The sequence below is a fragment of the Qipengyuania flavescens genome (assembly GCF_029688735.1).
Classification (GTDB): domain Bacteria; phylum Pseudomonadota; class Alphaproteobacteria; order Sphingomonadales; family Sphingomonadaceae; genus Qipengyuania.
In genome coordinates, this window is record NZ_JARULD010000003.1 from 199,128 (window position 1) to 218,487 (window position 19,360).

A 19,360-nucleotide genomic window follows, 5' to 3' on the forward strand; every position below is an offset into this window, starting at 1 on the left:
GGCCTGTCTGTCGCAACTGTGGGGCACTGTCCATTGTGGCTGGACCAATCTTGTCTTGTGTCGCAAGAACAAAAGGCGCTCATGCAGCGTAGCAGTAGCGCAGAAAGACACGGATGATTGCGAAGCTCAAAGGCCTGCTCGACGAAACCGGTGCGGACTGGGCGGTAATCGACGTCGCGGGCGTCGGGTACCTTGTGCATTGTTCGTCCAAGACACTCGCCGCGCTTGGCGAGACCGGCGAGGCGTGCACGGTCTATACCGATCTGCAGGTCAGCGAGAACGACATGCGGTTGCTCGGTTTCGCCGAGGCCGCCGAGCGCGACTGGTTCCGCCTGCTCACCCAGGTGCAGGGCGTGGGCAGCAAGGTGGCGCTGGCAATCCTTTCCGCCCTCTCGACGGGCGAGGTGCAGCAAGCCTGCTCGCAGGGCGATGCCGCAACCGTTGCGCGCGCACAGGGTGTCGGGCCGAAGCTCGCCGGGCGGATCGTCAACGAGCTTAAGGACAAGGCGGGCGCGCTGCCCGGCGGCGGCATGGCGGGCGGTACGGCTCCCGTGACCCCGGCAGGCGGGGCAAGCGCCGATGCGGTAAGCGCGCTCGAAAACCTCGGCTTCAAGCCGGCTGTGGCGGCACGCGCCGTCGCGGCGGCACAGGGCGAACTGGGAGACGGTGCGAGCGAAGGCGATCTGATAAGAGTGGCGTTGAAGAGGGCAGCAGGATGAAGGTCGATATCATGCGATTTGCATTTATAGCAGCAGCAGCGGCGCTACTTGGCACCGCGGCGCAGGCACAGGACATGGATGCCTTCAAACGCGGTCCGGTCTTCGCGGATTTCGGGGCGCATGCGCCGGTCGCGGGGATGGGCGAATTGCCGGCCGATGCCGCTTTCAGGCACAGCTTCGACGTTGCCGAGGCCGCAAGCGACGGAAAGGCCAACCGCCACATCGAAAGCGCCGCGCGCTTCATCAACATGCATGCCGCAGCCGGTGTCGATCCGGAGAACATCCAGGTCGCGGTCGTCGTCCACGGCGGCGCGTCGCTCGACTTGCTGCGCGAAGCTGCATGGCAGGCGAAGGGCAAGGAGGGCGCCAACGGCAGCCACGCGCTGGTCCGCGCCTTGCTCGACGAAGGCGTGCGCGTGATCCTCTGCGGCCAGAGCGCGGCGGCGCACGACATCACGCAGGCGGACCTGATCCCCGGCGTCGAAATGGCGCTCTCCGCCATGACGGCCCATGCGCTGTTGCAGCAGGCAGGCTATTCGGTGAACCCGTTTTGAGGAAACTGCTCGCCTTGGCTGCGAGTTTCGCCCTAGGCTCTGTCGCAGGATGGCAGGCCAAGAATTTCCTTGATGTGGATGCCTGCATCGACGCGGGCGGCGCTTGGAATTACCGCACCGGATCGTGCAGGACAGAATGACCGAACCCGTCCCCCTGCATTCCCCCGACCGCCAGCCGGAAGACCCGGATGCGGCGCTGCGGCCGAAATCGCTTACCGAATTCGTCGGGCAGAAGGCCGCGCGCGAGAACCTCCGCGTGTTTATCGAGGCCGCCAAAAACCGCGGCGAGGCGATGGATCATGTGTTGTTCTTCGGCCCGCCCGGCCTCGGCAAGACCACGCTGGCGCAGATCGTCTCGAAGGAACTCGGCGTCGGCTTCCGCGCCACTAGCGGCCCGGTGATCGCCAAGGCGGGCGATCTGGCCGCGCTGCTCACCAATCTCGAGCCCAACGACGTGCTCTTCATCGACGAGATCCACCGCCTCAATCCCGTGGTCGAGGAAGTGCTCTATCCCGCGATGGAGGATCGTGCGCTCGACATCATAATCGGCGAGGGGCCTTCGGCGCGCAGCGTGCGGATCGACTTGCCGCCCTTTACGTTGGTTGGCGCGACCACGCGGCAGGGTCTGCTGACCACGCCCCTGCGCGATCGCTTCGGCATTCCGGTGCGGCTCAATTTCTACACGGAGGACGAACTACTCAAGGTCGTCACGCGCGGGGCGGGCCTGCTCGGAATGGGAATCGACGAGGGCGGCGCGCGCGAGATCGCCCGGCGTTCGCGCGGCACGCCGCGTGTGGCGGGCCGCCTGATGCGCCGCGTGCGCGATTTCGCGAGTGTGCTGGGAGAGCCGACGGTGACGACCAAGGTCGCCGACGACGCGCTGACCCGGCTGGAAGTCGACAGCCTCGGCCTCGATGCGATGGACCGTCGCTACCTCACCATGATCGCGACGACCTACAAGGGCGGGCCGGTCGGGGTGGAGACACTTGCCGCGGGGCTTAGCGAACCGCGCGACACGGTGGAGGAGGTGATCGAGCCCTATCTCATCCAGCTCGGCCTGATCGCCCGCACCGCGCGCGGGCGCATGCTCAACGATGGCGGCTGGCAACATCTCGGCATCGCGCCGCCCAACAGGCCGCAAGGCGACATGTTCGACGAATAGGGCTATCAGGCGGCCGTAACGATTGGAGGGGCGGTGGTCCCGATTCGGGACGCAGCCGGTGTAAGGCTCGCTTTTCGGAGCGAAATTACCATTCTGCGGTACTGAAGAAGTAAGGAATCGCACGCAAGGCCGGGATTCGGCAGAACGGTGCGGACAGGGGTCCGGCAAGATCAGGGGGAAGGGCCCCGGTCGAAGGGCCGCGAAGGGAAGCAGTCGATGTCGGTCAAATCAGCTCTTGCCAAATTGTCGGCCACCGCTGCGGGTGGTGCGCTGGTTGCCGGCGGCGCCGTGCATGTGGCGGAGCGTCCGGTCACCGACAATCCGCAATACAAGGCGCAGGCCGTCAAGCAGGTGAAGCAAGTGAAGCAGGCCAAACCGGTCGTTCGCACCCTGCCGCGCCGCGCCGCGCGCACCATTCCGCCGCGCCCGATCGAATGCGTGCCTTACGATTCGCCGCTGGCTTCAGAGAACCCCGACAATATCTGCCCGCCCGTCTATCGCGAGGCGATGGTGCCCGTGCCTGTCCCGCCGCTCCCTGAAGCGGCACCGGTAGTCGCCGGTGGCGGCAGCGCGCGATCGATCCCGTCGGGCGGCTATGGCGGCGGATACGGCGGCGGCTTCGGTGGCGGCTTCTTCGGAGGGTTCTTCGGCGGCGGTGGCGGTGGCGGCAGCGTCGTCGTCAATTCGACCACGACGACCGGCGGCGAATTGCCCGACATCGATATCGACGTCTCGACCTCGACATCCAGCGGCGGCACGTCGACCTCGACTTCGACCGGCGGCAGCTCCAGCTCGACCTCGACCTCGACCGGCGAAGTGTCGACCTCGACCGGCGCGGTTTCGACCAGCACCGGCGCGGTCTCGACCTCCACCGGCGAAGTCAGCACGACAACGACCAGCAGCTCGTCCGGCGATGTCTCGAGCAGTTCCTCCGGCGACGTGTCGACCAGCACCTCGACTTCGACCTCGGGAGACGTTTCCACGAGTACCTCGACTTCGGGCAATGTGACGACCAGCACGAGTTCGTCCAGTTCGACCAGCAGCTCTTCGTCGAGTTCGACCAGTTCGAGCACGTCGAGCTCATCCAGCACGAGCACCAGCAGTTCGACTTCGGGCTCCACTACCGGTAGCACGAGCGGCACCGAAGTCCCTGCGCCGCCGATGATGGCGCTGTTCGGGATGGCGGCGGCAGCCGTGCTCGGACGGCGCAAGTTCCGGATAAAGCGCGGCGCCGGCCAGGTCTGACCGCTGGCGTGCGGGTCTAACGGTAGTTCCGGCTCCATTCGCCCAGGCGATACCATTGGGTAATCACATATTTGCGGCCTGCCATCACCGGCAGTGCCGCGTGGCGCGTATTGCGGTTCGGGTGGCCCTTGCGGTCCATGTTGTTCCAGGCGACCAATAGCCCCGGCTCGGGCGTAATCGTCAGGTTCAGGCGCGGGAATTCTGTCGCCCCGCCTCCTTCTACCGCGTTGAGATAGACCATGGCCGACCAGCTGCGCTGTCCGCCGCGCCTGCGTTCCTGCCGCCAATGCGGGCGCTCGCTGCGGAAGAAATCGCAATGGTGGCGGTATTCCTCGCCTTCGAGATAGCGCTGTCCCTGGATCGTCTCCGCATGGTTGCGATCGATGCCGAGCGATTCGTCGATCCTCCGGCCCAGTGCTACGGTCTCCGCCGCTTCGGTAGCGAAGAAATGCGTCGAGCTGGTCCGGCCGGAGGGATATTGGCTTTCAGAAAACAGCGTGGAGGGGCGCAAGCGGCTTTCGATGATCGTCACCAGACTGGCGCATTCCTCGGCGGTCAGGAAGCCGGGGATCAGGAACAGGTCCGCCTTGCGCCCGCCGCGCTCTTCGGCGCGCGGATTGGCTTCCAGTCGTGCGCGGACTTCGTCGCCAATCCTTGCCAGTTTGACAGGGTCGGCCATCGGATCGGGCGTGGTGCCGCCGACGATCTGTGCGAGGCGCGTACGAAGCGACATATCGCGCCGCTTATCCTCAGTCGCGTTGGACAGACAGCCCGGCGGCTTCCCAGGCGAGAATGCCGCCCTCGAGATGCACCGCGTCGCGACCCGTAGCCTCCGCCAGACGTTCCGCAGCGATTCCGGAGCGACGGTCCGACCGGCAATAGAGCATGCGCTTGGCGCCGTTCGTATCGGGCAGGGCGGTAGGATCGAACCGGTCGAGCGGGATATTGACCGCCCCTTCGAGATGGCCCTGTGCAAACTCCTCCGGAGTGCGCACGTCGATCAGCTGGATCGGTTCACCGGCCTCCAGCCGTGTCGAGAGCGCGCGCGGCTCGATCGTCAGGACGCCGGCGTCGACACCTGCGATCCGTGTCTCCTCGGCCTGCGCTCCGCTACCGGCACAGGCGGCGAGAAGCCCCGCCGCCAGACCGGCGAAGAGCGCCTGCCTGATCACGCGGCGGCCAGCTTGCGCAGCACGTAATGGAGGATGCCGCCGTTTCGGTAATACTCCATCTCGTTGGCCGTATCGATGCGGCACAGGGCGGTGAAGCTGGCCTTTGAGCCGTCCTCATGCGTGACTTCCACTTCGACGTCCTGGCCAGGGGTCAGATCGGCAAGACCTTTGATCGAGAAGGTGTCGTTCGCGCCGAGGCCAAGGCTCTGGCGGGTGTCGCCATCCTTGAACTGCAGCGGCAGCACGCCCATGCCGATCAGGTTGGAGCGGTGGATACGCTCGTAACTTTCGACGATGACCGCGCGCACGCCCAGCAGGATGGTGCCCTTGGCCGCCCAGTCGCGGCTGGAGCCGGTGCCGTATTCCTTGCCCGCGATGACGACGAGCGGCGTGCCGTCTTCCTTGTGCTTCATCGCCGCATCGTAGATCGGCATCTGCTCGCCCTTGTAGGTGGTGTATCCACCTTCGACGCCGGGGACCATTTCGTTCTTGATGCGGATGTTGGCGAAGGTGCCGCGCATCATGACCTCGTGGTTGCCGCGGCGCGAGCCATAGCTGTTGAAGTCCGCCTTCGAGACCTGGTGGCTCTTGAGGTATTCGCCAGCGGGCGAGTCTTCCTTGATCGAGCCGGCCGGGCTGATGTGGTCGGTCGTGGTCGAATCGCCGAGGATCGCCAGCGGCTTCGCATCGGTGATGTCGGTGACCGGAGCGGGCTCCATTTCCATACCGTCGAAGAAGGGCGGGCTGGCGACATAAGTGCTGGTCGGGTTCCAGCGATAGGTGTCCGACGCCTCGACATTGATCGCCTGCCAGTGCTCGTCGCCCTTGTAGACGTCGGCATAGCGGCTTTCGAACATCTGGCGGTCGATATTGGCCGCGCGGTGCTCGGCGATTTCCTGATTGGTCGGCCAGACATCGGCCAGCATGACGTCGTTGCCGTCCTGGTCCTGGCCCAGCGGAGTTTCCGTGATGTCCTGCGTCACCGTGCCGAGGATCGAATAGGCGACCACGAGCGGCGGGCTGGCGAGGAAGTTCGCGCGCACATCGGGCGACACGCGGCCTTCGAAGTTGCGGTTGCCCGAAAGAACCGACGCAGCGACGATGTCGTTACCGTTGATCGCCTTGCTGATTGGCGGGGCCAGCGGACCGGAATTGCCGATGCAGGTGGTGCAGCCATAGCCCACTAGATCGAAGCCCATGGCGTCGAGATCGTCCTGCAGGCCGCTCTTTTCGAGATAGTCGGTGACGACCTGCGATCCCGGCGCGAGGCTGGTCTTCACCCACGGCTTGGGCGCAAGGCCCTTCTCGCGCGCCTTCTTGGCGACGAGACCGGCAGCGATCAGCACATCGGGGTTCGACGTATTGGTGCAGCTGGTGATGGCCGCGATGACCACATCGCCATCACCGACATCGTGATCGGTGTTCTCGACATCGACACGCAGGGGCTGGTCCTTGCTGTAGATCGACTTGAGATCGGTGTTGAACAGCTCGTCTACCTGCGGAAGCGCGACGCGGTCCTGCGGGCGCTTGGGCCCGGCGAGGCTGGGGACTACCTTCGACAGGTCGAGGTCGAGCGTCTTGGTGAACACCGGCTCGTTGTCCGGCGTGAACCACATGCCCTGTTCCTTCGAATAGGCTTCGACAAGCGCGATCTCTTCCTCGTCGCGGCCGGTCAGGCGCATGTATTCCAGCGTCTTGTCGTCGATGCCGAAGAAGCCGCAGGTCGCGCCGTATTCGGGCGCCATGTTAGCGATGGTCGCACGGTCGGCCAGAGTGAGACCCGAAACACCTTCACCATAGAATTCGACGAAGCGGCCGACCACGCCGACTTCGCGCAGCATCTGCACGCAGGTCAGCACGAGATCGGTGGCGGTGACGCCTTCGGCCATCTTGCCGGTCAGCTTGAAGCCGACGACTTCGGGGATCAGCATCGAGATCGGCTGGCCGAGCATCGCAGCTTCCGCCTCGATCCCGCCGACGCCCCAGCCCAGCACGCCGAGGCCGTTGATCATGGTGGTGTGGCTGTCGGTGCCGACACAGGTGTCGGGATAGGCGATAGCCTGCCCGTCGGGGTCTTCGGAAGACCACACGCCCTTGCCGATATATTCGAGATTCACCTGGTGGCAGATGCCGGTGCCCGGGGGCACGGCGGAGAAGTTCTCGAAGCTCTTCGAACCCCATTTGAGGAAGTCGTACCGCTCCGCATTGCGAGCGTATTCGAGTTCGACGTTCTTCTCGAACGCCTTGGGGTGGCCGAATTCGTCGACCATGACCGAGTGGTCGATCACGAGGTTCACCGGAACCTGCGGGTTGATCTTGGAGGTGTCGCCGCCGAGCTTGCCGATGGCATCGCGCATGGCGGCGAGGTCGACCACGCAGGGCACGCCAGTGAAATCCTGCAGCAGCACGCGCGCCGGGCGGTACTGGATTTCCTTGCCGGTCTTGGGGTCCTTCTGCCAGTCGGCGATCGCCTTCGCATCGTCGGTGGAGACGGTGAAGCCGTCGTCCTCGAACCGCAGCATGTTCTCCAGCAGCACCTTGAGGCTGAACGGCAGTTTCGACACGTCGCCGATTTTCTCCGCCGCCTTGGCGAAGGAGTAGTAAGCGTAATCCTTGCCGTTCACCGTGAGAGTGGAGCGGGTTCCGAGCGTGTCCTTGCCGACCTGGGTCATGCGCGCGATATTCCTTTCAGTTGAGAGCCGTCACCGGACCAATGGTCGGGGCGGCCTAATGTGCCGCGCACCTGCGCGCAAAACGGGCAAAAATCAAGGGTCCTGCGCGATTCGGCAACGGCAATACGGGAACGGAAAGGCCGCTTCAGGCCTTATTAAGGCAAAATCATGGCAATCTTGGTTGCAAGGAGCGCGTGAAGCGCCCGCACTGCGACCACAAGGGGAACATCAATGGGTTCGCAAACCACCAAACGGCAGCGCACGAAGCACACCGTCCGCACGGCGATAATCGCCGGATCGCTTATCGTGGCAGGCTGCTTCACCGCCGCCTTCACCTTCGCGGAAGAAACCGCGACGGCGGCCGAGCGACCGGTCCGCTAGACGGCAGCTGGTTCCGGACGGACGCCGGTGGTTGCAATCCAGCAGCCCGCCACGATCAGGACTGCGCCGCCTGCCGCGGTCCACGTTACATTCTCGCCCAGCATGAGCCAGCCGAAAAGCGAGGCCCAAACGAAGCCTGAGTATTCGAGCGGGACCAGCACTTGGGCCTCGGCCCGCGCATAGGCCCAGGCCATCGTCAGTGCGCCGCCTACCGTCAGGAGCGCGCCCGCTGTCACGTCGCCGAGCGCCTCGGTTGGCGGGAGGCTGAACAGGAAGGGCGCGGCCAGCAGGTAGATGCAGCCAGCGATCCCCATGTAGAATGTCGCGACTTCCAGCGGCTTCGCCACCAAGGCCTGCTGGCGCTGCAGCACCAGGTTCCAGGCGTACAGTAGCGCCGAGAGTGTGATCGAAGCGAGGCCGATCATCGTGTCTTCGTTGAGATTGCCCCTGCCGAACTTGCCCCCCACGATTACCAGTACGCCCACGAGACCCAGCACTGCGCCCCAGACCGCGCGCGGACGCAGGCGCTCGCCGAGCAGGAATGCCGCGAGATAAAGCGAGACGATCGGCGCGACGAAAGAGATTGCGATCGTTTCCGCCAGCGGCAGCTTTGTCAGCGCGAAGAAGAAGGTCAGCGCCATGATCGAGCCGACCGCCCCGCGCGTCAGGTGGATTTTCATCACGGCGCGGGCAGGCCATTTGGAGCGAAGCGCCAGCCAGATCGGCGCTACGACTGCAAAGGCGATCCCTGCCCGCAGCAGCGCGGCCATATAGGCGCCCATCGCCAGCGCGGCGGTTTTCATGAAGGCATCCATCAGCGAAAGCATCGCGATACCTGCAGCGGTCGCCAGCACGGGCCTGAGAGGGGATGCGGACGCGCTCATCCGTGCGTCACTAGGGGCGAGGTGCGGCTTCGTCACCAAATTGTCGCCAGTTCAGCCTTTCGACAGAGTGTTTCTTGGACAGTCGCAGGCAATCGCTTATATTGCCGCTGTCCGCCAATGGGGACTGGCGGCGCAACTGGTGGAACAGATGACCAAGATGAAATTCCTTATCGGCACTGCGTGCGGCGCAGCGCTCGTCGCAACCTCGGCCTTGGCGCAGGACAATGCGCCGGAAAACCTCCTGCCGCCCGAGCCCGAAAAGGTCAGCGAGCCGCTGCCCGACATGCGCGAAGCCGCGCCGGAGATGAACGCGCAGCAGAGCGTCGACGATGCCTTCGGCGATATCCGCATGCGCAGCGGCGAGGTGGTGCAGGAAATACCTTCGCTGGTCGGCGAATGGAGCGCCGCCGATGCGGCCAAGCTGCTCGCCTTCATCCCGACCGTCGAAGCCGAAGGGCTGGTCCCGGCTGACTACGACAGCGCAGCCCTCCAGTCCGCGATCATGGCGGGCGAGAGCCCTGCGCTCAACGAAATTGCCAGCCAAATCTTCGTGTGGCTGGTCGAGGATCTGCGCGACGGCCGCACGCCGATGGACGCGCGCAAGCAGTGGTTCGTGGTCGATCCCGATGCCGACACCAACCCCACGCACAAGCTGCTCGAGAATGCGCTCGCCACTGGCCAGATCGCCGAGACGCTGGCGTCGCTCAATCCCGTCGCGCCCGATTACGCGCGGCTCAAGGAAGAGCTGGCTAAGACCACCGATGCGAAATCGCGTAAGCTGATCCGTGCGAACATGGACCGCTGGCGCTGGCTGGGGCAGGACCTCGGCAAGCGGTACCTGCTCACCAATGTGCCGGAGTATCAGCTGCGGCTGACAGTCAACGACCGGATCATCAAGAATTACCGCGTGGTGGTCGGCAAGCCCGGCCGCACCGCGACGCCGCAGCTCGCCGAGATGGTCGAGGCGGTGATCTACAATCCGACCTGGACGGTGCCGCAATCGATCGTGAAGGGCGAAGGTCTGGGCGCGAAGGTGCTGGGCAATCCCGGCTGGGCGCGGGCCAATGGCTACAAGGCGACCAAGGGTGCCAACGGTTGGGTCACGGTGGTGCAGCAGCCGGGCCCGGGCAATTCGCTCGGCCTGATGAAGCTCGACATGCCGAACGAGCATGCGATCTTCCTCCACGACACGCCGAGCCGCCACCTGTTCGCCCAAGACAACCGCGCATTGAGCCACGGCTGCATCCGCGTGCAGGGTGCGCGCGAACTGGCGATGACCATGTCGATGCTGGGCAATGCGAAAAGCAAGGAAGACCTGCCGCGCATTCAGGAGGAAGTCTCCGAGATCACCCAGAGTGGCGAATACACGCGCTATGCGATGGAACGGCAGTGGCCGGTCTACATCACTTATTTCACCATGGGCGTGGACGTGAACGGCAATCTGACCAAGTTCGCCGACATCTATGGCCGCGACGCTCCGGTGCTCGCCGCGCTGGACGCTCCGCGCCAGCGCGACCGCGCGCGCAAGACGAGCGAGGAAGCCGTCGAAATCATCGACGACATGCAGACCTAGGAAGGCATCGAGCCTTCGATCCGCCACTTTCGTTTCAGCATTTCGTGCCACAGGCTAAGTGCTGCGGCGAAGGCGAAGGGGCCGGCCAGGGAGAAAGGGCCGGCAAGCCTTTGCCAGAGAGTCTCATCCTCGTAACTGAAGATCACTGCGAAGATGAGGATCGGTACGGTTGTAAAAAAGAAGATGATGCCCAGCGCCGCATAGCGAGGTGTGCCGATCCGGTCGACGACCACTGCTGCGATCGCACCAAAAGTGGCGAGCGACGCAATGACGAAAGGTGCCGCAACCAGCGGAATGATCGTGAAAGCGGCAAGAAACAGGCCGGGCCCGGCGCCAAAGCCGTCCGGTCCGCCGCCGCCGTCGAATGCTATCAGTAACTGAAGTATTCCAACGTAGAGCAACCCGCCGCCGAACATTCCGAAGATCAGCGGGCGAAGCGGGAGATCGCCGACTTCGCGGAAGCCGAGCGCTCCTCTTGTGTGGCTCAGAACGCCCCCGGCACCGTTTGTTCGAAGGTCCCGCCGCCTTCTCGTCGCAGCAATTCCTGTGACGCGACGCGCCGACCGTCGCTCTGGATGCCGAGGCTGTCGGCGTAGAGCAGGCGTCCGCCCGACAGGTCGATCAGGGCGCGGTCGAACTGCTCGGGACCCATGGCGAAGCAGCCGTTCGAGCGGCCGAGGCGGCCCCAGCGGGCGACATGCTCGGGCGTGGCATAGCCGGCCTTGTGCATCACGATGGCGCGGGGCAGGGCATTGGAATTGGTCGGGTCGAGCCCGTCGAGCCGGATCGAGGTGCCGAACTTTCCGACATACCAGCTGCGCGTCATGTAAGCGCCGCGGCTGGTACAGTGCGAGCCTTCGACATTCGAATAGCGGTCGAGCCACCCGTCGTGCTCCGGATCGGAGCCGTCGCCATGGCTGACATGGTAGTTCGCCACCCGCTCGTTCTCGACATCGACGAAATAGAACCGCCGCTCCGCCGAATGGACGCCGAAATCGGCGATCCCGACGATGTCCCGCTTCCAGATATTCCCGCCGACACGGGCGAGTTGTTCGCGCGCAATCTCGATCAGCACACGGTCGCGAGCGGCATAAGGATTGACTTGGGCAAACACGCGCGCGGGAACGGCAGCGATTGCACCCGCTGCCAGCGTCCCCGTCAGAAGATCGCGCCGTTTCATCAACCCTGATGTAGCAGAGCTGCCATAACGGCACCATGAACATTTAATCGGGTCGTCACCCGCCGAGCACCATCCGGTCGCTTTCGATACGGACCGGCTCGATGGTGCGCAGGAAGCTCTGGCCGAGCAGCGACACGCCGAGGCCCTCGGGCACGATCACGCCGTGGACATTGGTTGCTTCGTGGCCGCCGAGCGAGACATGGTCGAGCTGGACGCTTACGCCATAGACCGGCCCGCTCGCCCCTTGGGCTACCGCGCGCACATCGGCATCGTTCCAGTAGAGCCCAGCCGCGCGCGCATCCGCGCCCGTGAGGGCGACCATGCTGGCGCCGGTATCGACCATGAAATTCACCGGCGTGCCATTGATCGTCACGCTGGCATAGAAATGCCCGTCGCCTTCGCGCGGCAGGATCGTTTCGCCCGAAGTCCAGGCGGCATAGCTCTTGTCGGCTTGGGCCTGCGCGATTTCGGCCTTTGCCTCGGCGATCCCTGCCGCATCGCCTTCCGCAGACGCATCAGCATCGGTGCCGCCCCATACGATGGCGACGAAGGAGCCGGCTGCTACGGCAAAGAAGAGGGCCTCGCGCATGCGAACGAATGTCGCAGGCCAAGCTTAAAAACGGGTAAAGCGAACAGTCGCCTGGGGGAGGTTATTCCGCCGCTTCCTTCGCATGCGGGTCGAAGGCAATCGCATCGCCCGCCTCGATCAGTGCGGCCTTTTCCTCGACCAGCTTCACGATATGGTCGAGCATGTCCTCGCTCTCGATATGGTGGTCCTTCACGCCCGAGAGATAGACCATATGCTTGCCGCTGCCGCCGCCGGTCAGGCCGATATCGGTCTCGCGCGCTTCGCCGGGGCCGTTGACCACGCAGCCGAGGACCGAGAGGCTCATCGGCGTCTTGATGTGCTCCAGCCGCTTTTCCAGCGCTTCGACCGTCCGGATCACGTCGAAACCCTGGCGCGAGCAACTGGGGCATGACACCACCCGCACGCCGCGGGTACGCAGGCCGAGCGATTTGAGAATTTCGTAGCCGACCTTCACTTCCTGCTCGGGCTCGGCGGAGAGCGAGACGCGGATCGTGTCGCCGATCCCGGCCCACAGCAGGCTGCCGATGCCGAGCGCACTCTTGACCGTGCCGCCGACCAGCCCGCCCGCTTCGGTAATGCCGAGATGCAAGGGACAATCGACTGCCTCGGCAAGCCCGTGATAGGCCGCGACGGCGAGGAACACGTCGCTCGCCTTCACCGCTACCTTGTATTCATGAAAGTCGTGATCCTGCAGCAGCTTGATATGGTCGAGCGCGCTTTCGATCAGCGCTTCTGGGCATGGTTCGCCGTATTTTTCCAGCAAGTGTTTTTCGAGGCTGCCCGCATTCACGCCGATGCGGATCGCGCAGCCATTGGCCTTGGCCGCGCGGACGACCTCGGCCACGCGCTCGCTACTGCCGATATTGCCCGGATTGATCCGCAGGCAGGCCGCGCCCTTGTCGGCCGCCTCAAGCGCGCGCTTGTAGTGGAAGTGGATGTCCGCGACGATCGGCACGCTGGCCGCACGCGTGATTTTGTCGAAATGCTCAGTCGATTCCTCGGTCGGGCAGGACACGCGGATGATATCCGCGCCCGCATCCTCGCAGCGGCGGATCTGGTCGATCGTCGCGCCCACATCCTCGGTCGGCGTATTGGTCATGGTCTGCACGGTGATCGGCGCATCGCCCCCCACGGGGACGTTACCGACCATGATCTGGCGGGACTGGCGGCGCTCGATATCGCGCCAAGGGCGTACGGAAGACATGGGTGTCGATATAGAGGGCCGATGATGAAGGGGCAATGACAAGCGCCGCGCGCTGCGGCATGACGCGTTCATGAGCGAAGCGACCGACGACACCCAGACCGAGACTCCGCTGCTGTTCGGGCGCGTGCTGAACGGGCAGGGAGGCGCGCGCGAAATAAGCTGGGACGAAGCGCAAGGCTGGCAACCGGCGGCGCCGGGCGAGGTCATGTGGCTCCACGTCTGCCGCAATCGCGCAGGGGTGCAGGAATGGCTCGAGAGCGAGTTGCAAATTCCCGAGCCTACCGCAGAGCTGCTTACTAGTGACGCGACCCGCCCGCGCGCTTTTGCGGAGGGCGAGACGCTGGTGGCGACCCTGCGCGGCATCAACTTCAATCCCGGGGCGCAGCCCGAAGACATGATTTCCATGCAGGTCTGGTGCGACGGGCGGCGGTTGATCACGCTGCGTCGCCACCCGCTGCAGACCCCGCGCGAGGTCGTCGCCATGCTCGATCGCGGCAATGGACCGCCCGATGCCGGGGCGACGATCACGCTGCTCGCCGAACTGCTGATTACCCGGATGAGCCAGTCGATCGTCGACATGAATGCCGTGCTCGACGAGCTGGAGCATGACGATCCGGACGAACAGGCCGAACGCATGCTCAAGCAGATCTCCACAATCCGTCGCAATTGCCTCGGCCTCAAGCGCCACATGGCGCCGCAGCACGAGGCGCTGGAGCAGATCAGCCGCGATGCGCCCTACTGGTTCGAGGACCACGACCGCCGCGAGATCGCCGAAAGTATCGCGCGCCTGCGCCGCTATCTCGACGATATCGACATCAGCAAGGAAAGCGCGCTGGTGCTGCAGGACGAAATCCGCGCCCGCAGCCTCGCGAGCAGCGAACACGCGACTTATATGCTGACTATCGTGGCGGGCATCTTCCTGCCGCTCGGCTTCCTGACCGGCCTGCTCGGCATCAATGTCGGCGGCATGCCGGGGATGGACGATCCCGATGCGTTCTGGGCGGTGGTCGCGCTCTGCCTGTTCGTCTTCGTCGCGCTGATCGTGATCTTCCGCCGGTTGCGCTGGCTCTAGATTACCACCGCACGAGGGTCGGGACGATCAGGCGACCTGCGATGGCCGAGACAATGATCGGCAGGACATGCTAGCTCGCCAGATGCGCCACCGTGTCGATCGGGCACGAAAGGCCATAGGCGAAGGTCCCGATCGATCCGGCAGGGATGCCGGTGTAGCATCCTGCCGAATTGAGCGAGACCGGGGCACCGCGAAGCAGGGCCGGGTTACAGAATCCGCGAAAAATTCAGTAGGCGAATGTCTCGCCGACCATCTCCTCGCTCATGGCCCACAGTCTGTCCGCATTGTCGCGATCGATGGCGTAGCTCTTCACCCCGCCGGTCGTATCCTCGTCGTCCTGGTTGGCGACGCGACAATCCTCGCAATAGACGCCGCCTGCACCCTCCAGTTCGTCGGTGGTGGCGACCCAGCAGGTGGTCGCCGCGCCCTGCGGGATGGTCTTGAAACCTTGCGGCTCCTCGCCGCTCTTCTCCGCCATCTTCTTGATACGGTTCATCATCCAGGCCATGTCTTCCTCGGACATGTGGCGGCCGAGATTGGTCTGGATGCCGCCCGGATGCAGCGCGTAGGCATGCACACCCCTGTCGCTCAGGCGCTGCTCGAGCCCGACGGAAAACAGGATGTTGGCGGTCTTTGACTGGCCGTAAGCCGTCCATTTCTCGTAATCGCGCTGCTCGTAATTCGGGTCGTCGAAATGGACGTGGTCGAAATGGTGGCCACGGCTGGAAAGGTTGACGATCCGCGGGCGATCGCCCTTCTCCACCAGCGGCATCAGCAAGTTGGTGAGCAGGAAGTGGCCCACGTGATTGGTGCCGAACTGCAGCTCGAACCCTTCCTCGGTCCGCTCCAGCGGCGGGGCCATGACGCCGGCGTTATTGATCAGAAGGTCGATCTTCTCGAAACGTTCGTTGGCCTCCCGCGCTGCCGCGCGCACGCTGTCGAGCGAGGCAAGGTCGCAGACCAGGGTTTCGATTTTCGCGCCGGTCGCATCGGCGATCTCTCGCGCGGCATCGTCGAGCTTGGCCGCGTCGCGGCCCGACAGGACGATGTGCGCGCCCTTGGCTGCCATCGCCCGCGCGGTCTCTTTGCCGAGCCCGGAATAGCCACCCGTGATCAGGGCCGTGCGCCCCGACAGATCCTTGCCTTCGAGGACCTCGTCCGCCGTGCTGGAAAATCCGAATTCGCTCATGCCGCTCTCTCCTCGTATCTCTAGGCAGGTGACCTAACACGAAAAACGGGGCGCGGGATTGGAAATTCCCGCGCCCCGTTCATTGGGTTCGCTTGGCGATCAGGCGCCCGGAGGCAGGGGATCCTCTGCCCTGGGCGCGGCCTTGCGGCTGCGCTTTGGCTTCGGTGCTGCGGCAGAGCCGCCCCCGCCGAGATCGCTGTCCATCTGGTCGAGCTTGCGCGCCGCCCAATCTCGGCCGCCGAGGCCGAAGGAGAGCGCGCCAGCCACGGCCACGCCGGCGATCAGGATCGTCAGCGCGTTGGCCGGGATCATGCCCCCGATGCCGGTGAACTGCAGCCCCATGAACACGAACAGGATGATCGTCGCCCAGCGCACGATGGTGGCTGCCGTCGCATTCTCCCCGTCGCCCGAGATCAGGCGGGCGAGGAGATTGGCAATGAAGAAGCCGAAAGCGATCACGACTGCGCCGAAGATCACCCGGCCGCCCAGTTCGAGCACCTGGTCGAGGATCGCGGTCAGCTCGGGAAAGCCCAGCAGACGCGTTGCGGCGATGGCGAAGAACAGGATAATCGCTACCTGCACCACACGGGCGATGATGCCCGAGGCGGTGGTGCCTTCGCCCACCATGCCGGTTTCCGCCAGCGCCCGATCGACGCCGAGGCCGGGCAGCACTTCCTTTAGCACCTGCACCACGAAGCGGCTGATCAGATAGCCGATGCCCAGCAGGATCGCCGCGGCGATGATGTTGGGAATGGCGTTGAAGATCAGCTGCAGCATGGAGCTGGCCGGGCCGCTGATGCTATCGATGCTCAATGCTTCGAGCGCCATGATCGACACGAATATCACGATGATTGCGTAAACGATCGTCGCGATGGTCTTGCTGATGGCGCTGTTGCCGGTGACGCTATCGACGCCTCCGCGATTGGCCCATTTGTCGAAATCGACGGTCTGCAACGTCGTCATGATCAGGTCGCGCACAATCCGCGCCACCATCATGCCGATGAAGAAGATCAGCCCCGCACCGATGAGGTTCGGGATGAAATCGACGATATTCTCCAGCAGGCTGTCCACCGGTCCGGCAACCGCGCCGAGGCCGAGGATCTGCAGGATGACGAGCAAGCCGAACAGCCAGATCAGCAGGCTGACAATCTTGCCGAGGCTCTCGCCCAGCGATGTCCCGCTACCTGTGTGCCGCTGGAAGAATGAGATATTGTCGACCAGCTTGGCGAAGGCCCATTTGGCGGCCTTCGCGGCCAGCCAGGTGATGACAAGCACGATGAGTGCGAGCCCGACCTTTTCGATGACGTTCATCGCCACCTCCTGGTCGAACCGGTAATTCCCGATGCGCATTGAATTTCTCCCCAGTTTCCCCTCGCGTCGCGACCCTAACATGTTGTGGCATCTTTACAAAGTCGCGGGCTCTGGTGAGTGGACAAGTCCGCGTGCTAAGCCCGCCGGATGCACAGACCGACCAGAGCCGTCACCGGCGCCGCCGCCCTCTTCGCCATCGCTATCGCCGCGCCCGCCAGCGCGCAGGAGGAAGCACCGCGCTGGTCGATCGCCATCCATGGCGGGGCGGGGACCATCCGGCGCGAGGACATGACGGCAGAGCGCGACGCGGCCTATCGCGCCGCCCTGCAGGCTGCGCTCGATGCCGGATCGAAGGTTCTGGCCGAAGGCGGCAGCGCGCTCGATGCGATCGAGGCGGCGATCCTGCTGATGGAGGACGATCCGAAGTTCAACGCCGGGCGCGGCGCTGTCTATACCTGGGAGGGGGAGCACGAGCTCGACGCCTCGATCATGGACGGGCGGGACCGCGATGCCGGCGCGGTGGCAGGCGTGACCGGCATTCGCCACCCGATCCTGCTCGCGCGCAAGGTGATGACCGACAGCCCGCATGTGATGCTGGCAGGCAAGGGTGCGGAGCAGTTCGCCGCCGAGCAGGGGCTTGAGACCATGCCATCGGAATGGTTCGATACCGAGGCCAAGCGCGAGGCGCTGGAGCGGATGAAGGCGGACAAGCTTTCCGCGCTCGATGTCGATATCAAGTTCGGCACGGTCGGCGCAGTGGCGCTGGACCGGGACGGCAACATGGCCGCGGGCACTTCGACCGGCGGGATGACCGGCAAGCGCTGGGGCCGCATCGGCGATGCGCCGATCATCGGGGCGGGGACCTATGCCGACAATCGCGCCTGCGCAGTGTCGGCAACGGGATGGGGCGAGTTTTTCATCCGCGTGGGGGTGGCGAAGGATATTTGCACGCGACTAACGTTCCGCTCGCAAATCCGCGGTGGAGCGCCGTTCGATGGAGGCGTCGAACTGACCGCCGCTGAAAGCCAACAGGAGATCGACGCAGTGATCGCAGATGTCGGCCAGCTTGGAGGCGATGGTGGGGTAATCGTCGTAACGCCCGAAGGCCACGCGCTCTATGCGATGAATACCGCAGGGATGTATCGCGGACGGGCGACCAGCACTGGCGGTAGCGAGGTCGCGATCTACGCTGACGAAGAGTAGCGCGTCTGCCGTCGAGTCCGGTGGCCCGCTACCGGATCTCAAGCAGCTTCCAGATAGAGCACAAAAAAGGGGACCGGATCGCTCCGGTCCCCTCTCGGTGTTTTCGCTTCGGGGCGAAAACCCTGATTACATGCCCGAACCCGGACCGTAGGTGATTTCCACCCGGCGGTTCTGCAGTTCGCGAACACCGTCGGCGGTCGGAACGCGGAGCTGGTTCTCACCGAACGCTTCGCTGGTGATCCGTCCACCCGGTACGCCGCGGCTGGTCAGATAGTCGCGAACCGAGTCGTTACGACGTTCTGCCAGACCCATGTTGTAGGCCGCCGAACCCGAGGTGTCGGTGTGACCTGCCAGCATGACTGCTGCCGTGCCGCAGTTGGTGTAGGCCGAAACCGCATTGTCGAGGATCGATGCCGCTTCCGGCGTGATCGTCGATTCGTCCCAGTTGAAGAAGACGATGTACGGACCCGTCGCACAGGGTGCTTCCGGCGGCGGGGGCGGCGGCGGAGGCGGGGGCGGCGGGGGAGGCGGCGGCGGGGGCGGCGGAGGCGGCGGCGGGGTCGCGCCACCGAAGTTGAACGCGATCGAGCCGAGCACCGAGTGGGTGGTGAAATCGCCCTTCCAAGCGCTGGAGCCGTTCTCGCCGCCAGCGGTGAAATCGTCGATGTGATAGTAGCGATAACGCAGCGCGACATCGATCGTGTCGGTCAGCGGAGCGCGCACGCCGGCGATGCCCTGCCATGCGAACTCCCAGTCGCTGCCGTCTATTACTGGAGCAGCGGCGAGCGTCAGGCGCGGGTCGAGCTTGGCGGCACCGCCGCCGACGCCGAAGAAGAACTGGACGCCATCGTCCGGACCGAAGTCCGCGAGGATGTTACCCATGAAGCTCAGCGTGGAGACGTCACCGTCGATCAGGCCACCGTCGAAGGTAGCACCACCGGCCTGCAAGGCGTCGAAATCGGTGTTGCGATAAGCAGCTTCGACTTCCGTGCGGAACTGGCCGAAGTCGTGACCGACGATGATCGCACCGTCGTAACCGAAGTCGTCAGGCTCCAAGGTTGCCGGGCTACCGGTATTCGGAGCGATTTCGCGAACGTCGATATCTTCCGCGATCAGCGGGCCGAAGCCGAGTTCGACATAGGTCTGTCCATCACGAGCGATGGCAGGCGTGGCGAGTGCTGTGGAGCAGATCGCCGCAACAATTATTGGCTTGCGCATAGTGAATCCCTCATCATTATTCGAACGAATAA

Annotated in this window: 20 protein-coding genes; 7 read left to right on the plus strand and 13 right to left on the minus strand. The window is 64.5% G+C overall.

Annotated elements, in window-relative coordinates; all coding sequences use genetic code 11:
* Positions 1-113: 113 nt before the first annotated feature.
* The 3 genes from ruvA (at position 114) to ruvB (ending at position 2,435) form a co-directional block, all read left to right on the plus strand.
* Entirely contained in the window at positions 114-719 is a 606-nt protein-coding gene (gene ruvA / locus P8R33_RS10780) for a Holliday junction branch migration protein RuvA (protein ID WP_278328956.1), read from the plus strand.
* Positions 716-1,273, plus strand: coding sequence for a DsrE family protein (locus P8R33_RS10785; protein ID WP_278328957.1), 558 nt, complete (start codon positions 716-718; stop codon positions 1,271-1,273). The genes ruvA and P8R33_RS10785 overlap by 4 nt, the downstream gene beginning before the upstream one ends.
* 136 nt (positions 1,274-1,409) lie before the next feature.
* Positions 1,410-2,435: a Holliday junction branch migration DNA helicase RuvB gene (gene ruvB / locus P8R33_RS10790; RefSeq protein ID WP_278328958.1), complete on the plus strand. Its 1,026-nt coding sequence runs from the start codon at positions 1,410-1,412 to the stop codon at positions 2,433-2,435.
* Positions 2,436-3,028: 593 nt separating this feature from the next.
* Here the strand turns inward: ruvB and P8R33_RS10795 are convergent.
* From P8R33_RS10795 to acnA, 4 genes are read right to left on the minus strand one after another with little or no spacing between them, the layout of a single operon-like run.
* A complete protein-coding gene (locus tag P8R33_RS10795; protein WP_278328959.1) occupies positions 3,029-3,646 on the minus strand; it encodes a hypothetical protein in 618 nt (205 codons plus the stop codon).
* A gap of 50 nt (positions 3,647-3,696) precedes the next feature.
* Positions 3,697-4,413, minus strand: coding sequence for a prolyl hydroxylase family protein (locus tag P8R33_RS10800; protein ID WP_278328960.1), 717 nt, complete (start codon positions 4,411-4,413; stop codon positions 3,697-3,699).
* Between the two features lie 16 nt (positions 4,414-4,429).
* Complete coding sequence (locus tag P8R33_RS10805) at positions 4,430-4,852, minus strand: rhodanese-like domain-containing protein (RefSeq protein WP_278328961.1); 423 nt, start codon at positions 4,850-4,852, stop codon at positions 4,430-4,432.
* Positions 4,849-7,524 carry an aconitate hydratase AcnA gene (gene acnA / locus P8R33_RS10810; protein WP_278328962.1) on the minus strand — a complete coding sequence of 892 codons (2,676 nt, stop codon included), beginning with the start codon at positions 7,522-7,524 and terminating at the stop codon, positions 4,849-4,851. The genes P8R33_RS10805 and acnA overlap by 4 nt, the downstream gene beginning before the upstream one ends.
* 231 nt (positions 7,525-7,755) lie before the next feature.
* Between acnA and P8R33_RS10815 the strand changes: the two genes are divergently transcribed.
* The gene (locus tag P8R33_RS10815; protein WP_278328963.1) at positions 7,756-7,905 is read left to right on the plus strand and encodes a hypothetical protein; all 150 of its coding nucleotides are present in this window, start codon (positions 7,756-7,758) and stop codon (positions 7,903-7,905) included.
* Here P8R33_RS10815 and P8R33_RS10820 read toward each other — a convergent pair.
* Entirely contained in the window at positions 7,902-8,789 is an 888-nt protein-coding gene (locus P8R33_RS10820) for a DMT family transporter (protein WP_278328964.1), read from the minus strand. The two genes, P8R33_RS10815 and P8R33_RS10820, sit on opposite strands and share 4 nt — an antisense overlap.
* A 148-nt stretch (positions 8,790-8,937) precedes the next feature.
* Here P8R33_RS10820 and P8R33_RS10825 point away from each other — a divergent pair, with 148 nt between their 5' ends.
* On the plus strand, positions 8,938-10,362 hold the full coding sequence (locus P8R33_RS10825; protein WP_278329065.1) for a L,D-transpeptidase family protein: 1,425 nt from the start codon (positions 8,938-8,940) through the stop codon (positions 10,360-10,362).
* Here P8R33_RS10825 and P8R33_RS10830 read toward each other — a convergent pair.
* The 4 genes from P8R33_RS10830 to ispG form a co-directional block, all read right to left on the minus strand.
* Entirely contained in the window at positions 10,359-10,778 is a 420-nt protein-coding gene (locus tag P8R33_RS10830) for a hypothetical protein (RefSeq protein WP_278328965.1), read from the minus strand. The genes P8R33_RS10825 and P8R33_RS10830 overlap by 4 nt on opposite strands.
* A 68-nt stretch (positions 10,779-10,846) precedes the next feature.
* Complete coding sequence (locus tag P8R33_RS10835) at positions 10,847-11,542, minus strand: murein L,D-transpeptidase catalytic domain-containing protein (protein WP_278328966.1); 696 nt, start codon at positions 11,540-11,542, stop codon at positions 10,847-10,849.
* Between the two features lie 55 nt (positions 11,543-11,597).
* On the minus strand, positions 11,598-12,131 hold the full coding sequence (locus P8R33_RS10840) for a retropepsin-like aspartic protease family protein (RefSeq protein WP_278328967.1): 534 nt from the start codon (positions 12,129-12,131) through the stop codon (positions 11,598-11,600).
* Positions 12,132-12,192: 61 nt separating this feature from the next.
* Positions 12,193-13,335 carry a flavodoxin-dependent (E)-4-hydroxy-3-methylbut-2-enyl-diphosphate synthase gene (ispG, locus tag P8R33_RS10845; protein WP_278328968.1) on the minus strand — a complete coding sequence of 381 codons (1,143 nt, stop codon included), beginning with the start codon at positions 13,333-13,335 and terminating at the stop codon, positions 12,193-12,195.
* 70 nt (positions 13,336-13,405) lie between these two features.
* Between ispG and P8R33_RS10850 the strand changes: the two genes are divergently transcribed.
* Entirely contained in the window at positions 13,406-14,407 is a 1,002-nt protein-coding gene (locus tag P8R33_RS10850; protein ID WP_278328969.1) for a zinc transporter ZntB, read from the plus strand.
* Between the two features lie 70 nt (positions 14,408-14,477).
* On the opposite strand, the gene P8R33_RS14830 is transcribed toward P8R33_RS10850, so the two are convergent.
* The 3 genes from P8R33_RS14830 to P8R33_RS10860 form a co-directional block, all read right to left on the minus strand.
* Complete coding sequence (locus tag P8R33_RS14830; protein WP_446532512.1) at positions 14,478-14,633, minus strand: NrsF family protein; 156 nt, start codon at positions 14,631-14,633, stop codon at positions 14,478-14,480.
* Entirely contained in the window at positions 14,634-15,596 is a 963-nt protein-coding gene (locus P8R33_RS10855; protein ID WP_278328970.1) for an SDR family NAD(P)-dependent oxidoreductase, read from the minus strand. It abuts the gene before it with no gap.
* A 99-nt stretch (positions 15,597-15,695) separates the two neighbouring features.
* A complete protein-coding gene (locus tag P8R33_RS10860; protein ID WP_278328971.1) occupies positions 15,696-16,946 on the minus strand; it encodes a mechanosensitive ion channel in 1,251 nt (416 codons plus the stop codon).
* Between the two features lie 108 nt (positions 16,947-17,054).
* On the opposite strand from P8R33_RS10860, the gene P8R33_RS10865 reads away from it, so the two are divergent.
* Positions 17,055-18,110: an isoaspartyl peptidase/L-asparaginase family protein gene (locus P8R33_RS10865; protein ID WP_278328972.1), complete on the plus strand. Its 1,056-nt coding sequence runs from the start codon at positions 17,055-17,057 to the stop codon at positions 18,108-18,110.
* Between the two features lie 126 nt (positions 18,111-18,236).
* On the opposite strand, the gene P8R33_RS10870 is transcribed toward P8R33_RS10865, so the two are convergent.
* Positions 18,237-19,328: an OmpA family protein gene (locus P8R33_RS10870; protein WP_278328973.1), complete on the minus strand. Its 1,092-nt coding sequence runs from the start codon at positions 19,326-19,328 to the stop codon at positions 18,237-18,239.
* Positions 19,329-19,360: the final 32 nt, after the last annotated feature.

Excerpts from the sequence above, each read along its gene's own strand:
- ruvA (WP_278328956.1), top strand. The coding sequence starts at position 114 with ATGATTGCGAAGCTCAAAGGCCTGCTCGACGAAACCGGTGCGGACTGG.
- P8R33_RS10785 (WP_278328957.1), top strand. The coding sequence starts at position 716 with ATGAAGGTCGATATCATGCGATTTGCATTTATAGCAGCAGCAGCGGCG.
- ruvB (WP_278328958.1), top strand. The coding sequence starts at position 1,410 with ATGACCGAACCCGTCCCCCTGCATTCCCCCGACCGCCAGCCGGAAGAC.
- P8R33_RS10800 (WP_278328960.1), bottom strand. The coding sequence starts at position 4,413 with ATGTCGCTTCGTACGCGCCTCGCACAGATCGTCGGCGGCACCACGCCC.
- acnA (WP_278328962.1), bottom strand. The coding sequence starts at position 7,524 with ATGACCCAGGTCGGCAAGGACACGCTCGGAACCCGCTCCACTCTCACG.
- P8R33_RS10815 (WP_278328963.1), top strand. The coding sequence starts at position 7,756 with ATGGGTTCGCAAACCACCAAACGGCAGCGCACGAAGCACACCGTCCGC.
- P8R33_RS10820 (WP_278328964.1), bottom strand. The coding sequence starts at position 8,789 with ATGAGCGCGTCCGCATCCCCTCTCAGGCCCGTGCTGGCGACCGCTGCA.
- P8R33_RS10825 (WP_278329065.1), top strand. The coding sequence starts at position 8,938 with ATGACCAAGATGAAATTCCTTATCGGCACTGCGTGCGGCGCAGCGCTC.
- P8R33_RS10830 (WP_278328965.1), bottom strand. The coding sequence starts at position 10,778 with ATGTTCGGCGGCGGGTTGCTCTACGTTGGAATACTTCAGTTACTGATA.
- P8R33_RS10835 (WP_278328966.1), bottom strand. The coding sequence starts at position 11,542 with ATGAAACGGCGCGATCTTCTGACGGGGACGCTGGCAGCGGGTGCAATC.
- P8R33_RS10840 (WP_278328967.1), bottom strand. The coding sequence starts at position 12,131 with ATGCGCGAGGCCCTCTTCTTTGCCGTAGCAGCCGGCTCCTTCGTCGCC.
- ispG (WP_278328968.1), bottom strand. The coding sequence starts at position 13,335 with ATGTCTTCCGTACGCCCTTGGCGCGATATCGAGCGCCGCCAGTCCCGC.
- P8R33_RS10850 (WP_278328969.1), top strand. The coding sequence starts at position 13,406 with ATGAGCGAAGCGACCGACGACACCCAGACCGAGACTCCGCTGCTGTTC.
- P8R33_RS10855 (WP_278328970.1), bottom strand. The coding sequence starts at position 15,596 with ATGAGCGAATTCGGATTTTCCAGCACGGCGGACGAGGTCCTCGAAGGC.
- P8R33_RS10860 (WP_278328971.1), bottom strand. The coding sequence starts at position 16,946 with ATGCGCATCGGGAATTACCGGTTCGACCAGGAGGTGGCGATGAACGTC.
- P8R33_RS10865 (WP_278328972.1), top strand. The coding sequence starts at position 17,055 with ATGCACAGACCGACCAGAGCCGTCACCGGCGCCGCCGCCCTCTTCGCC.
- P8R33_RS10870 (WP_278328973.1), bottom strand. The coding sequence starts at position 19,328 with ATGCGCAAGCCAATAATTGTTGCGGCGATCTGCTCCACAGCACTCGCC.